Genomic DNA, 15,196 nt, shown 5'->3' on the forward strand with positions numbered 1-15,196 from the left:
ATAATTACAAACAAAGCAGACGAGAGCTGCTCAAGGACAAACGAATACATTGCCTTTTTAAGATGCGTACTGCGATGCGCATAAGGGGAGCCTGTCATATAGCTATAAGTATAACTATAATCTGAAGTAAAGCGGGAGCTTTCTTATGCATACGCATAAGAAGCTCCCTTTTTTGTGCTCTATGCAGGCATATTTTCAAAGACAATGGATTTCTCCTTGAAAGTTTATGCAAACTTAATGTATAATTATTAATGTCAACCTGTTAAGGAGTGAATGACTTGGAGAAAAACAAATTGTCCCTGCGGGGAAAGAATGTTCTGGGTCTGGAAGATTTCAGCCCGGAGGAAATTCGCTTGGTGCTCGATACTGCCAAGGAAATGAAGAATATCATTCATCGGGACATCAAAAAGGTTCCGACCCTGCGCGGCAAATCCATTGTCACCCTGTTTTATGAACCCAGCACCCGTACCCGTACTTCCTTTGAATTGGCGGGCAAATACCTCGGCGCAGATGTGGTAAACATCACGGCTGGTTCGAGCAGTATCGTCAAGGGCGAAAGCCTCCGCGATACGCTCTACACCATCGAGGCTATGGGCGTTGATGCCATCGTTATGCGCCATAAGGCGGAAGGTGCGGCAGAATACGCATCGCGGGTAGTAAGCCCTGTAATCCTGAACGCCGGTGACGGTGCGCACGCACATCCTTCGCAGGGCCTCTTGAACCTCTTTACCATCGAGGAACATAAGGGCCATCTTGAAGGCTTGAAGGTTGCGATTATCGGTGATGTGCTCCACAGCCGTGTAGCCCGCTCTGATATCTACGGCATGCGCAAGATGGGCATGGAAGTACATATCGCCGGCCCTAAGACTTTGCTGCCGCGTTTCCTCTATGAAGAACCGGGCATTGTGGTGCATGAGCGCATTGAAGATGCCATCGCCAACGCTGATGTCATTGAAGTGCTGCGCATTCAGCTCGAACGCATGAAGGGCGGCCTGTTCCCGACGACCCGCGAGTATGCACGGATTTTCGGCCTCAACGATACGCGCCTGAAGCTGGCCAAGGATGATGTACTGATTCTGCATCCGGGCCCCATGAATAAGGGCTGGGAAATCTCGCCCTTTACGGCTTACGGCAAGAACTCGGCCATTCAGGAAGAAGTACAGAATGGCGTAGCGGTGCGCATGGCGCTCTTTACCTTGGTGCTGACGGGAGGAAAACAGGCATGAAAATTTTGCTCAAAGGCGGACGCGTAATCAATCCGGAAAATAAATTCGATGCAGTGGCAGATGTGCTCGTAGAAGACGGCAAGATTGTAAAAATCGGTGCAGGAATTGAAGAGAAAGCTGACGAAATTTATGATGTTGCGGGCAAAGTGGTAACGCCGGGACTTATCGACCTGCATGTACATCTGCGGGAGCCTGGGCAGGAAGCCAAGGAAGACTTTGCCTCCGGTACGCAGGCGGCAGCAGCGGGCGGTTTTACGACTATCTGTACCATGCCCAATACCAAACCGGCGGTTGATTCGGCAGCTCTGGTGCGCAGCCTGAAGATGCGCGCGCAGGAAGTCGGTGTTGTCAATGTGGAAATCATCGGCGCGGTAACGAAAGGTCAGGAAGGCAAGGAACTGGCTGAGATGGGAGACATGCTGGAAGCTGGTGCGGTGGCTTTCTCCGATGACGGTCACTTCGACCCCAGCGCCAAGGTCATGCTCAATGCGTTTGATTACCTCCACACTTTTGACAAGGTTATCATCAACCATGAGGAGGAGCCTACGCTGATTGAAGATGGTGTGATGAATGAAGGTCATCGCAGTGCCATGTTAGGTCTCAAAGGTCGTCCAACAGTTGCTGAAGATATCGCTGTGGCTCGTGACATCATGCTGGCAGAGTATGCTGGTTCCAAGGTGCATATCGCCCATATCAGTTCGGCGCGGGCCGTGGATATCGTGCGTCAGGCCAAAAAGCGCGGCGTCAAGGTAACGGCAGAAGCTACGCCGCAGCATCTGACCATGACGGAAGAATGTGTCAATCTCTTTGACACCTCCACGAAAATCAATCCGCCCCTGCGGGCAGCCAAGGACTGTGAGGCAATTCTCGAAGGATTGAAGGACGGCACCATTGATGCCATCGTCACCGACCACAGCCCGCATGCACAGGAAGAAAAGGATAGGGAGTACATCTACGCGCCGAGCGGTTTCCCCGGCCTTGAAACGTCCCTGGGTATTATGCTGACGGATTTGTATCACGAGCAGAAATTAGACCTGCCCCTGATTATCTCCAAGATGAGCTATGAACCGGCCAAGGTTTTCGGCCTCAATGCAGGCAAGCTCAGCGAAGGTGCGCAGGCGGATATCACGGTTATCGACCCGGAACTTGAGTGGACGGTTGACGAAAAAGAATTCTATACCAAGGGCAGCCACAGCCCGTTTGTGGGCCGCAAGCTCAAGGGCAAGGCGGTGCTGACCATGGTTAAAGGTAAAGTAGTTATGCAGGATGGTAAGATTCTGGACTAACATAATTTTAATGAGGTGTTTTCATGAAGGGTAAATTAATCCTCGAAGACGGCAGCGTTTTTACGGGGCAGTTATTAAATGACAGCCGGGCGACCGGCGAAGTGGTGTTCAACACCAGCATGACGGGGTATCAGGAGAGTCTGACGGACCCCAGCTATTGCCGCCAGATTCTGACGCTGACATATCCTATGGTAGGCAATTACGGGATTGCCGATATCTTTATGCAGTCCCGCAAGGCTTTTGTGGGCGGCTTTGTCATCGGCGAACTTTGCGAGCTGGGCAGCAACTGGCATTATGAGGAAAGTCTGGCGGAATTTTTGACCCGTCAGAATATCCCCTGCCTCTATGATGTGGATACCCGCGCCGTGACCCGCAAAATCCGCAATGCCGGTACCATGAAGGGGATTATCGTACCCGCAGATGCCGACCAGGCAGAAATCGACAAACTCATGGCGGTGCCCATCAAAAAAGAGGTGGTTATGGAAGTAACCACGAAGGAAGCCTACACGATGGAAGCTGAGAATGAAGATGCACCGCTGGTTGTGGCCATGGACTTCGGCGTTAAGCAGAACATCCTGACGTCTCTGCACAATATCGGCTGCAAGTTGCAGGTCGTGCCGGCCGATACCAAGGCTGAGGATATTCTCGCGATGAATCCGGACGGGATTTTCCTCTCCAACGGCCCTGGCGACCCTGCCGATGTGCCGGAAATCGTGGAAGAAATCAAGAAGCTGATCGGCAAGAAGCCCATCTTTGGCATCTGCCTTGGCCATCAGCTGATTGCCCGCGCTTTGGGGGCTAAGACCTATAAGCTCAAATTCGGCCATCGCGGCTCGAATCAGCCGGTTAAAGATTTGCGCACGGGCAAGGTACAGATTTCTTCGCAGAACCATGGTTTTGCAGTTGAGGAGGAATCCCTCAAAGATTTGCCACTCGAAGTTACGCATATCAATGTCAACGATGGCACGGTGGAAGGCATGCGCCATAAGGAGCTGCCGCTGTTCTCCGTGCAGTATCATCCGGAAGCCTCGCCGGGCCCGGACGACAACCTCTATCTGTTTGACGAGTTTTGGACCATGTTGAAGGGAGAATAAGATGCCAAAGAAGGAAAATCTCAAAAAAGTAATGGTTATTGGCTCTGGCCCCATCATCATCGGTCAGGCAGCTGAATTTGACTACGCCGGTTCTCAGGCCTGCCGCGCCCTCAAAGAAGAAGGTCTCGAAGTGGTGCTGGTAAACTCCAATCCGGCAACCATCATGACGGATACGCATATTGCTGACCGCGTGTATATCGAGCCGCTGACGCCGGAATTCCTGGCCGAAATCATCGCCAAGGAAAAACCAGACGGTCTTTTGGCAACCCTGGGCGGTCAGGCAGGACTCAATCTGGCCGTACAGCTGGCAGAGCGTGGCGTACTCAAGGAACATGGCGTAGAACTCTTGGGAACGCCGCTGTCGGCCATCAAGCAGGCCGAAGACCGGGAACTCTTTAAAGAAACGATGGAAAAACTCGGTGAGCCTATCCCGGAAAGCACCATTGTGGAAGATGTGCCCAGTGCTGTGGAATTTGCCAATGGCATTGGTTATCCGGTTATCGTGCGCCCGGCTTATACCATGGGCGGCACGGGCGGCGGCATTGCCGAGAATGAGGAAGAACTCATTGATATCGTCATCAAGGGCCTTAACTACTCCCTGATTGGTCAGGTGCTCATCGAGCGTAGTGTGGCCGGTTGGAAGGAAATCGAATACGAAGTCATGCGTGACGGCAACGACAACTGCATCACCGTCTGCAATATGGAAAACTTCGACCCCGTGGGTGTGCATACGGGTGACTCCATCGTTGTCGCACCCTCGCAGACGCTGACCGACCATGAGTATCAGATGCTCAGAAGTGCATCCCTGCGCATTATCCGCGAGCTCGGCATCGAAGGCGGCTGCAACGCGCAGTATGCCCTAGACCCCAACAGCAATCGTTACTATGTTATTGAAGTAAATCCTCGTGTAAGCCGTTCTTCGGCACTGGCCTCCAAGGCAACGGGCTATCCCATTGCCAAGGTTTCGGCCAAGATTGCCATCGGTTATACGCTTGATGAAATCACCAATGCCGTAACGCAGAAGACCAAGGCCTGCTTTGAGCCGTCACTCGACTACTGCGTGGTGAAATTCCCGCGCTGGCCCTTTGATAAGTTCGTCTATGCGGATAAGACGCTAGGCACGCAGATGAAGGCCACGGGCGAGGTCATGAGCATTGACCGCCACTTTGAAGGGGCTATCCTCAAGGCTGTGCGCTCGCTGGAAATCGGCGTACACCGCCTGTCCATGCCGAAAATGGCCGCCTGGGATGATGCCCGCGTCAAGAAGAACCTCAACCGTATCAACGACGAGCGCATCTTCGTGATTGCCGAGGCCCTGCGCCGCGGCATTGCCACGGTGGACGAAATTCACGCCATCACGAAAGTGGACAAATGGTTCATCAATAAAATCAACAATATCGCGCAGGTGGAAAATCAGCTGGGCAGCGAACCCTTGACGCCGAGCCTGATGCTCGCGGCGAAGAATGTGGGTCTGGCTGATGTATCCATCGCCGAAATCACCGGCAAGAGCATGGATGAAATCCGCACCACGCGCAAGAGCATGGGCGTAATGCCCTGCTATAAGATGGTCGATACCTGCGCGGCTGAATTTGAAGCCGCAACACCGTACTATTACTCCACCTTCCGCGCGGAGCAGGATGAAGTCACGGTGTCGGACAAGCGCAAGGTCATCGTGCTGGGTTCCGGGCCTATCCGTATCGGTCAGGGCGTGGAATTTGACTACTGCTCGGTACACTCCGTATGGGCGCTCAAGGAAATGGGCATTGAAGCCATCATCATCAACAACAACCCGGAAACCGTATCCACGGACTTTGATATCTCCGACCGTCTGTACTTTGAACCGCTGACCACGGAAGATGTGCTCAACATCATCGACAAGGAAAAGCCGGAAGGTGTTATCGTCCAGTTCGGCGGGCAGACGGCCATCAATCTGGCCGCATCTCTGCAAAAGGCCGGTGTCAAGGTATTCGGTACTTCTGTAGACGATATCGACAGGGCCGAAGACCGTGAACGCTTTGATGAAGTGCTGACCCAGACGCAGATTCCCCGTCCGCAGGGCATCAGTGTGACGAACCTCGAAGATGCCATCAGCGGGGCTGAGCGTATCGGCTATCCGGTTATGGTGCGTCCGTCCTATGTATTAGGCGGCCGGGCAATGGAAATCGTCTACAATGAAGCCGAACTGCGTGACTACATGAGCCGCGCCGTAAAGGTGACGCCAGACCATCCGGTGCTGGTTGACCGCTATATGCAGGGGACGGAAGTGGAAGTTGATGCCATTTCCGACGGCATGGATGTGCTGATTCCGGGCATCATGGAACATGTGGAACGCGCCGGCGTGCACTCCGGCGACAGTATCGCCGTATATCCGCCGCGCACCCTGTCCTCCAAGGTGCTGTACACCATTATCGACTACACCAAGCGGCTGGCAGTAGCGCTCCATGTCAAGGGCCTCTTGAACATTCAGTTCGTTGTGGTCAATGACGAAGTTTTCATTATCGAAGTCAATCCGCGTTCCAGCCGTACGGTTCCCTTCCTCTCGAAGGTTACGGATGTGAAGATGGTCAATCTGGCCACCCGCATTGCGCTGGGCGCATCGCTTAAAGAAGTCAGCGAACGCACGGGCCTGGTACCGCCCAAACCCTATGTGGCCGTGAAAGCGCCGGTGTTCTCCTTCGCCAAGATGACGGATGTCGATATCGCCCTCGGCCCCGAAATGAAATCCACGGGTGAGGTTATGGGCATTGACTATCACTATGCCCGCGCCCTTTACAAGGCGATTGTCGGCTCCGGCATCAACGTGCCGACCAAGGGCTGTGTGCTCTTTACGGTAGCCGACAAGGATAAGGAAGAGATGAAGCAGCTGGCCAAGGCCTTTGCGGATTTGGACTTCCAGATTGCCGCGACGGAAGGTACGGCCAAGGCCATCAAGTCTATGGGCATTGATGTGGAAGTTGTGGGCAAGGTACATGAACGCAGCTCCGATATCATCGAAAAAATCAAGACGGGCAAGATTCATATGGTCATCAATACCCTGACCCAGGGCAAGCACTCACTGAAGGACGGTTTCAAAATCCGCCGCGCTACGGTGGAACATGGCATTGCCTGCCTGACCTCGCTGGATACGGCCTGGGAAGTCATGCGGGTACTTTCCTTCATGCGCGAACGTCGTCTGGTCTATTCTCTGGCCATTCAAGACTATGTGGGAGGCGGTGACGACCTTGCCTAAGGTGGCTGTAGATGGCGAAATCATTGCCCAGCATGAGCTGGCAAAAGATGTATGGCGCATGGAAGTAGAGGCGCGGGAAATCGCGCGGGAAGCAGAGCCGGGACAATTTGTCCAGCTGCAGATTCCCGGGGGCGCTTTTACCCTGCGCCGCCCCGTGGGCATTGCCGAAGTCAGCCTGCAAAAAGGCACGGTGGCGTTTATCTACCGGGTAGTGGGCAAGGGGACCAAGGCGCTTGCCCAGCTTACGGCAGGCACGGTTATCAATGTGTTGGGGCCACTCGGCCATGGCTTTAGCTGTGAGGCCAAACGCCCGCTATTGGTGGGCGGCGGCATGGGCCTGTCACCGTTGCTCTTTTACGCCGAACATGCAGAAGGCAAGGCTGATGTGCTGATGGGCGGCCGCTGCGAGCGGGAGCTTTTCTGGCAGGATATCTATAAGCCCCATGTGCAGGAAGTTTTCTGTACAACGGATGATGGTTCCTGCGGAACCAAAGGCTTTACGACAACCCTGCTGCCGGAGCTGTTGCAGAAGGGCGGTTACGATTTGGTCATCGCCTGCGGCCCGGAAATCATGATGCAGGGCATTGCCAAAATCGCCCATGAATATAATATTCCCTGTCAGGTATCGCTCGAAAAACGCATGGGCTGCGGCCTGGGCGCCTGCCTGTCCTGCTCGATTGATACGACCAGCGGTGAGCGCAAGAAAGTCTGCAAGGATGGCCCGGTATTCTGGGCAGAGGAGGTGTTTGACCTCGCATGAGCAGAGCAATCAATATGGCAGATAAACGCCTGCATACGAATCTTGCGGGCATCTATATGAATACGCCGGTGCTGACCGCCTCGGGAACCTTCGGCTTTGGCGAGGAATTTGCCGAATTCGTTGACCTTTCAAGGCTCGGCGGCGTCATGGTCAAGGGCACGACCTTAAAGCCACGGCGTGGCAATGAGGGCGTGCGTATTACGGAAACGCCCATGGGCATGCTCAACTGCATTGGCCTCGAAAATCCCGGTGTGGATGTTTTCCTGCAGGAAACTCTGCCGCGGCTCGCGAATTACAATATGAATGTAATCGTGAATATCTCGGGAAGTACCGTGGAAGAATATGGCATCCTGGCGGAAATGCTCGATGTGCCCGGAGTCGCAGCCATTGAACTCAATGTCTCCTGTCCTAATGTCAAGGAGGGTGGCATTGTGTTCGGCACTGACCCCAAAGCTGCCGCGGCGGTGGTCAAAGAGGCCAAGGCCTATACGAAGAAGCCGGTCATCTTAAAGCTGTCACCGAATGTGACGGATATTGTCACGATGGCCAAGGCGGTGGAAGATGCGGGGGCAGATATCATCTCCCTGATTAACACCCTAATGGGCATGGAAATCAATATCCATACACAGAAGCCGACCCTCGGCAATGTCACAGGCGGCCTGTCCGGCCCTTGCGTTAAGCCAGTGGCCCTGCGCATGGTCTATCAGGTAGCCAAAGCCGTGAAGGTACCGCTTATCGGTATGGGCGGCATCAGCTGCGCAGAAGATGCCATTGAATTCCTGCTCGCCGGAGCAAGCGCCGTGGCAGTGGGCACAGCCAATTTCAATGACCCGACGGTGACCATGAAAATCTGCGATGGCATTAGTGACTATCTGGCCCAGCGCCATTTGGAATCGGTACAGGATATTATCGGTGCAGCACTTTAATTAAAATTTTTCAGTATACAGGAGGCCCAGGTTATGGCAGATGAACGCTTGATAGCAGCACTTGACGTCCACACGATGGAAGATGTGGAACGGCTGGTAACGACATTAGGAGACAGTGTGTCCTATTATAAGGTGGGCATGGAGCTCTTTTACAGTGTAGGCGCTCAGGTAGTAACCTGGCTCAGAGAGCAGGGGAAAGATGTTTTCCTTGACCTCAAACTTCACGATATTCCCAATACGGCGGCGGGCGGTATCTGCTCGCTGATGCGCTTAGGGGCAACGATGCTCAATGTGCATGCGAGCGGCGGCTATACCATGATGAAGACAGCGGCAGAGCGCATGCATGCCGAAGCGGAGAAAATGGGCATTGCCTGCCCAAAACTCATTGCCGTTACGGTTTTGACCAGTATCAATCAAGAGGACTGGGAGGGCTTAGGACAGGCTATCCAGATTAAGAGTGCTGTGGTGCGTTATGCCAAGCTGGCTAAGAAAGCAGGCCTTGATGGTGTGGTGGCCTCAGCGCAGGAAGCTGCCCTGATAAGGGAAGCCTGCGGCGATGATTTTCTGATTGTCACGCCGGGCATCCGTCCTGCGGGCAGCGATGTCAATGACCAGAGCCGCATTGCTACGCCGTTCAACGCCTTGAAGGATGGTTCCACCCATCTGGTGATTGGCCGTCCCATCTATGCTTCGGCTGACCCCAAAACTGCCGCTTTGAAGATTTTAGAAGAAATGGAGAAAGTAAAATAAAGATGACTGAACAGGAAGTAAAAGAATTACTGATTGAAACCGGTGCAATTATGGATGGGCATTTCCTTTTGACCTCCGGCCTGCACAGCCCGCACTATGTGGAAAAGTTCAATGTGCTGCAGCAGCCGAAGTACACGGAAAAACTCTGTCAGGCCATGGCTGAAAAATTCAAGGATGCCAATATTGAAACGGTAGTCGGCCCGATGACCGGCGGTATCCTGCTGGCCCATGAAACCGGCAAGGCTCTGGGAACCCGTGCCATCTTCACCGAGCGCGTGGATGGCAAGATGACCTTCCGTCGCGGTTTCTCCCTGCATGAAGGCGAGCGCTGCCTGATTGTGGAAGATATTGTGACGACCGGTGGTTCCATCAAAGAAGTCATCGAAGTGGTCAAGGCCCATGGCGGCATCCCCGTAGCTGTGAGCATGCTTGTAGACCGCAGTGGTGGCAAGGCTGATTTCGGCGATGTTCCCTGCACGGCACTTCTGCATATGAATGTAGAAACCTACAAGCCGGAGGAATGTCCGATGTGCAAGCAGGGCCTGGCTATGACCAAGAGAGGCAGCACAGGAAAAAAATAATACAGAAACTGCATTAAATATCCTAAAACACAAAGAGAGAAGCAGATGCGCCGTGCATCTGCTTCTCTCTTTTCTGTTTGCTGTTCTTTATAATTTGCCAAGGTGGTCAGATACCCATCTGAATGTTGTGAATGGTAGTGGTGAGTTTTTCCATTTCAAGGCTGGTGCGTTCATTGATGGATTCCAGAGCCTTGATGGACTGGGTGGATTTCTGAATATGACTGATACCTTCGTTGAGGTTTTTGTGCAGTTCCTTCATTTGTCTAGCGAAGTTGGCATCGAAATCGTTGATGCGTTCTTCAAAGTCCTTGTTGTCAGCCAAAATCTTGTTGATTTCATTGACATCATGGATAAGCGAACTGATGGCATCATCCGATACATGAACATTGGTCTGGGTGTTTTCTGCCAATTTCCGGACTTCCTGCGCTACGACTGAGAAGCCACGGCCAGCCTCACCTGCACGGGCGGCTTCAATGGCTGCGTTGAGGGACAGCAGATTGGTCTGCGCAGCAATCTCGTTAATGAGCTTCATGACATCATTGATTTTCTGGGTGCTCTGGGAGAGCATATCCAGTTTCGGGGTAATTTCCCGGTTGCGTTCCGTCAGCTGATTAAAGAGACCGTTCTGCTCATCGATGCCGCCGGAGAGCTGCTGAATCGCATTCTGAATCTGGTCAACATCAGTGGACATGCGCATGATGGTCTTGACAATATCCGGCATCTTGGACTGATAATCATGGAACATGGTAATAAGGTTATCCTTAAGCTTGTCCATATGCTTCTGACGGTCGATGATGCGGTTGAAGAAGAATGCGTTGCAGTTTGCATAGATACGGGCAAAATTATCGATGTATTCATCGGTGAAGGTTGTGCCCGTGGGTACATGATAGAAGAAGATAGCCGTGAGGGTTTCATTCATATGCAACCCGGCAATTTCACCAAAGCTGGAGAAACCGGCAACAGGAAGGTCCTTGAATTCATCGATATGTTTGATTTCATCCGGATAGCCAAGGCGGCGCAGGATACAGTCGTTTAAGATGCCGCCCAGAGGAGCCGGTTTATTCTTGTTGTATTCCCGCAAATCACGCGACAGGGTGTTGGACAGGGATACACGTTTCATCAGATGGAGACGCTCGCCAGTCACTACATCGCAGAAGAAGTTGATGCGGTTGTTAGCTTCATCAATTCCCGAGAGGGTACGGACGAAGTCCTCGCCATGAACATCTGTGGCGAAGGTGTAATCCTGCATCCGTGCCTGTACTTCAGCAGTGGTATTTACATGGAAATAATTCTTGAGGGCGTCGATAATGGGAACTTCGCCGTCAGGCCCTTCGACCGTTTCCACATAACGCAGGGCGCTGTTGGCAGTACCAACAACCACGGAAGCGTCCGTGCGTTCCACAGCTTGCGATTTGAAGATACCATAGCGGTATTCGTTATGCAGACGTACGAGAACGATGACTGCATGATTTTCCAGACACTGGTTGTCGTCATAGATATAGGTATGGGCAAAGTCCAGATTACCGGCAGAGCTGCCGCCGATAAAGGGAATGGGGAACTTGCCCGAATCAAACATAGCCTGCGAAACGAACGATTCGCAACTCGTTACGCCATCAATGTAAACCATGGCGAATGAATGGCCAACGCTCAAGCGGAAGGGGATGCGATGCTTGTCGATTTCCCGGCGGATGGCCTCTACGCGGTCATTGACCGTCATTTCTACATTGCCGCTGCGCAGGTCGCTGTCCGGCAGAGGAATATGCATGGTGTACATATTGGCAATCATGCGTTTGGAGAAAGACTGCAGGAGGACTTTTCCCCGGTGCTCTGCAGCATCGCAGTAGAGCGTCTGACTGCCGGGAGCCCGGCAGAGTTCACCGGAGGTAGTCATCAGCAAAAGTTTTGTACTGGAAGGAATTTCGGCTTTGATAAGCCGGGCAACTTCCGGTACATCCAGGTCCGGGGAAACGAAGCCCAAGACCAGAGCGGCACCTTCAGCTACATCTACGAGTTCCTTCAGCCGCAGGGCGGTGAGTTCACTCTTGGCAAGATAGGCAGTCTTGATATCGGAAAGTTCGGTTACTGCCGGAGAAACGGGCGTTGGAGTTGCGGCTTCGGCACGCTTGGGCTCTTCAAAGATTTTGAACATGAACAAACACCTCTCAAAAATTTATCAGTATCCCATATACATCTAATCCATTTGTTGATTTTATTCGTGTTCTGGCAGGAAATTCCTTCTTTTTATTATTTTTTTCTATAAATATATGGGAAATAATATTGAAAGGCCGAGGGCAGACTGTATCTTTCGGCAAGTTCCTCTGGGGTGACCCAGTTGAAGGGCAGTTTGTCTTCTGCTGCTGAAAGGCCAGAGGCGGGAACAAGCTCCACCAGCCAGCCGGAAAGCTGCCATTCCACATGAGAGAAAACATGTTTGGCGGCGGGCAGGGCTTGCAATTTTTTTGCCAGCAGTCCGTGTTTCTGCAGCCATGTTTTCACATCCTTCGTGGACAATTTGCCCGGCAGGTTGGGAAATTCCCAGAGTCCCGCGAGCAGGCCCTTGGAAGGACGTTGATGGAGGGCGATGGCGTTGCCTTGTTTAAGCAGGAGAATGGTGTGTTTTTCCAGACGTCGCTGGCGGGGTGAACTTTTTAGGGGAAGTTCCTGTTCTATGCCATCGGCATGTGCTAGACAGATTCTTTCCAAGGGACAACAAGTGCAATGGGGCTCCCCGTTCGGCAGGCAAATGGTGGCGCCCAAATCCATAAAGGCCTGATTGAGGTCACCGGCAGTCTGTCCTGCCGGATAATGTGGGGCAAGGGCCTGTTCCATGGCGGTCTTGACGGCGGGGATAGCGATATCGGCGGATGAGGCCAGCGTGCGGGAAAGTACCCGCAACACATTGCCATCCACTGCGGGCCTGGGCTGGCCAAAGGCAATGGAGCCGATGGCGCTGGCCGTGTAACGGCCAATGCCGGGCAGTTTCAGCAGCGTGTTGAAATCATCAGGGAGTTTACCATCATAATCTTCGGTGATGATGATCGCAGCTTTCTTGAGATTCCTTGCCCGTGAGTAGTAGCCCAGTCCCTGCCAAAGTTTCATAAGCCGTTCATCATCAACATGGGCCAGAGCTTCAATGGTGGGGAGTGCTTCAAGGAAGCGTTCATAATAGGGAATTACGGCGGTGGCTCTGGTCTGCTGCAGCATGATTTCTGACAGCCAGGTATGGTAAGGTGTGGGAGAGGTACGCCAGGGCAGTTCCCTGTCACCGGCTTGTTGGTGGTACCAGCCTGGCAGTTCCTGCAGGATAGCGGGGATGATTTCCTGATGGGGGATGTTTATTTTTTGACGCAAGATAAGGTCCTTTCTGCAGTGCGAAAATCTTTTAATAATGGGGCTAATTTTATCATATGGGCCGCAAACTCTGCAAGAGACACTATTTGACATTAATTTTCGGAAAAAAGTAACAAGAAAATCTTTTTAATCTCTCGGTGTGGACAAAAGTGTAATATATGCATGATTACTTTTAGCCTGTGTTTGCTTATGGTGGAACAAAATGCAAAAAAACGACAAAAATGATTAAAAAAGTTACATAATGCTGTTGACAAAAAACTTAATTCGCGCAATAATGTATACATATTTACAACATTACATGTTGAATGTACACGGTAATTGTGTTATGATGTTTGCGTGTGATGTACGATTCCAGAGGGGGATTGCAGGATGAAACATGTCTTGTCTGTGTTTGTGGAAAATCAGACTGGTGTGCTGGTCCGGGTTGTAAGTATGTTTTCCAGACGCGAATTCAATATCGACAGTCTCGCAGTTGGCGTGACGGAGAAAGAAGGGTATTCGCGCATCACGGTGGTGATTCACGGCGATGAAGATCTCATTGAGCAGATCATCAAGCAGCTCGAGAAAATGCCCGTGGTGCAGGCCGTACAGCGGCTGGATGAGAAAAACGCAGTCTGCCGGGGGATGACGTTGATTAAGGTCAAGGCAAATGACACGAATCGTCTGGATGTTCTGAAGATGGCGGAACTTTTCCGTGCCCATGTTGTGGATGTGGACAGTTCCATGGTCATTTTCGAACTGACAGGCAGTGATGACAAGGTGACGGCTTTCTTGAATCTCATTAAGCCGTACGGTATCGCTGAGGTCATTCGCACCGGTCTTATCGCGCTGGAACGCGGTGAACATACAATTTATGAACATTGTGAGGAGAGAGAGTACTATGGCAAAAACTTATTATGATCAGGATGCGAATTGGGAAGTTCTGAATGGGAAAAAAGTTGCAATCATTGGCTATGGCAGCCAGGGTCATGCACATGCCCTGAACCTCAAGGAAAGCGGCGTGGATGTCGTAGTTGGCCTTTATGAAGGTTCCAAGTCCAAGAAGGTTGCCGAAGAACATGGTCTGACTGTTAAGAATGTAGCTGATGCAGTTAAAGAAGCAGATATTACCATGATCCTGATTCCGGATGAGAAGCAGTCCGATGTCTACAAGAATGAGATTGCTCCGAATCTGAAAGATGGCAGTGCTCTTGCTTTCGCTCATGGCTTTAACATTCATTATCAGCAGATTGTTCCGCCCGCTAATGTGGACGTGTTCATGGTGGCTCCGAAAGGCCCCGGCCATCTCGTTCGCCGTACGTATACGGAAGGTTCCGGTGTTCCGGCTGTGTTCGCTGTTCATCAGGATGCTTCCGGCAAGTGCTTTGATATCGCGCTGGCCTATGCCAAAGGCCTTGGTGCTACGCGTTCCGGTGTTCTGCAGACGACCTTCCGCGATGAAACGGAAGAAGACCTCTTCGGTGAGCAGGCTGTTCTCTGCGGCGGTGTTTGCCAGCTGATGCAGACGGGCTTTGAAGTTCTCGTTGAAGCAGGTTATCCGCCCGAAATGGCATATTTTGAATGCTTCCATGAAATGAAGCTCATCGTTGACCTCTGCTATGAAGGCGGCTTCACGAAGATGCGCAAGTCCATCTCCGATACGGCTGAATACGGTGACTACATGGTAGGCCCGCGCATCATCACGGAAGAGACCAAGAAGGAAATGAAGAAGGTCCTGAAAGAAATTCAGGATGGTACCTTCGCCCGCAACTGGCTGCTCGAAAACCGTGCTGCCGGCCGTGCTAACTTCATGGCTCAGCGCCGTCTCCATTCGGAACATCAGATTGAAAAGGTCGGCAAGGAGCTCCGCAATATGATGCCCTGGCTCAGAGATGCAGCTGACCTGTCCAAAGACTAAGTCAAAACCTCTGTTTTAGCAGGAATATGTCCATTTAAGTCGAATGTTTTAATTAAACAGTTGTGAGAAGCCTTCCCCTTCCACCTAACGGGAAGG

At 52.1% G+C, this 15,196-nt stretch carries 12 protein-coding genes; 10 read left to right on the forward strand and 2 right to left on the reverse strand.

What is annotated here, in order from left to right:
- Nucleotides 1-278 precede the first annotated feature (278 nt).
- Genes P157_RS0108095 through pyrE form a run of 8 tightly spaced genes read left to right on the forward strand, consistent with a single transcriptional unit; the run spans nt 279 to nt 9,852 of the window.
- On the forward strand, nt 279-1,226 hold the full coding sequence (locus P157_RS0108095; protein WP_026760555.1) for an aspartate carbamoyltransferase catalytic subunit: 948 nt from the start codon (nt 279-281) through the stop codon (nt 1,224-1,226).
- Nucleotides 1,223-2,512, forward strand: coding sequence for a dihydroorotase (locus tag P157_RS0108100; protein WP_026760556.1), 1,290 nt, complete (start codon nt 1,223-1,225; stop codon nt 2,510-2,512). Before P157_RS0108095 ends, P157_RS0108100 begins: the two co-directional genes overlap by 4 nt.
- 23 nt (nt 2,513-2,535) lie before the next feature.
- A complete protein-coding gene (gene carA / locus P157_RS0108105; protein ID WP_026760557.1) occupies nt 2,536-3,606 on the forward strand; it encodes a glutamine-hydrolyzing carbamoyl-phosphate synthase small subunit in 1,071 nt (356 codons plus the stop codon).
- Between the two features lies 1 nt (nt 3,607).
- Nucleotides 3,608-6,835 (forward strand): carbamoyl-phosphate synthase large subunit, encoded by a 3,228-nt coding sequence (gene carB, locus P157_RS0108110; RefSeq protein WP_026760558.1) that lies wholly within the window; start codon nt 3,608-3,610, stop codon nt 6,833-6,835.
- Nucleotides 6,828-7,595, forward strand: coding sequence for a dihydroorotate dehydrogenase electron transfer subunit (locus tag P157_RS0108115; protein WP_051598552.1), 768 nt, complete (start codon nt 6,828-6,830; stop codon nt 7,593-7,595). The genes carB and P157_RS0108115 overlap by 8 nt, the downstream gene beginning before the upstream one ends.
- The gene (locus tag P157_RS0108120) at nt 7,592-8,521 is read left to right on the forward strand and encodes a dihydroorotate dehydrogenase (RefSeq protein WP_026760560.1); all 930 of its coding nucleotides are present in this window, start codon (nt 7,592-7,594) and stop codon (nt 8,519-8,521) included. The genes P157_RS0108115 and P157_RS0108120 overlap by 4 nt, the downstream gene beginning before the upstream one ends.
- Before the next feature lie 33 nt (nt 8,522-8,554).
- Nucleotides 8,555-9,271: an orotidine-5'-phosphate decarboxylase gene (pyrF, locus tag P157_RS0108125; protein ID WP_026760561.1), complete on the forward strand. Its 717-nt coding sequence runs from the start codon at nt 8,555-8,557 to the stop codon at nt 9,269-9,271.
- A 2-nt stretch (nt 9,272-9,273) separates the two neighbouring features.
- Nucleotides 9,274-9,852 carry an orotate phosphoribosyltransferase gene (gene pyrE / locus P157_RS0108130; protein WP_026760562.1) on the forward strand — a complete coding sequence of 193 codons (579 nt, stop codon included), beginning with the start codon at nt 9,274-9,276 and terminating at the stop codon, nt 9,850-9,852.
- A gap of 106 nt (nt 9,853-9,958) precedes the next feature.
- On the opposite strand, the gene P157_RS0108135 is transcribed toward pyrE, so the two are convergent.
- Nucleotides 9,959-12,001, reverse strand: coding sequence for a methyl-accepting chemotaxis protein (locus P157_RS0108135; protein ID WP_026760563.1), 2,043 nt, complete (start codon nt 11,999-12,001; stop codon nt 9,959-9,961).
- Nucleotides 12,002-12,096: 95 nt separating this feature from the next.
- Nucleotides 12,097-13,203: an A/G-specific adenine glycosylase gene (gene mutY, locus P157_RS0108140; protein ID WP_026760564.1), complete on the reverse strand. Its 1,107-nt coding sequence runs from the start codon at nt 13,201-13,203 to the stop codon at nt 12,097-12,099.
- A gap of 369 nt (nt 13,204-13,572) precedes the next feature.
- On the opposite strand from mutY, the gene ilvN reads away from it, so the two are divergent.
- Together ilvN and ilvC are read left to right on the forward strand one after the other, a co-directional pair.
- On the forward strand, nt 13,573-14,103 hold the full coding sequence (gene ilvN / locus P157_RS0108145) for an acetolactate synthase small subunit (RefSeq protein ID WP_026760565.1): 531 nt from the start codon (nt 13,573-13,575) through the stop codon (nt 14,101-14,103).
- On the forward strand, nt 14,084-15,100 hold the full coding sequence (gene ilvC / locus P157_RS0108150) for a ketol-acid reductoisomerase (protein ID WP_026760566.1): 1,017 nt from the start codon (nt 14,084-14,086) through the stop codon (nt 15,098-15,100). The genes ilvN and ilvC overlap by 20 nt, the downstream gene beginning before the upstream one ends.
- The last annotated feature ends 96 nt before the right edge of the window (nt 15,101-15,196 follow it).

The sequence above is a fragment of the Selenomonas ruminantium AC2024 genome (genome assembly GCF_000687995.1).
In the GTDB taxonomy this organism is placed as follows: Bacteria; Bacillota; Negativicutes; order Selenomonadales; family Selenomonadaceae; genus Selenomonas_A; species Selenomonas_A ruminantium_B.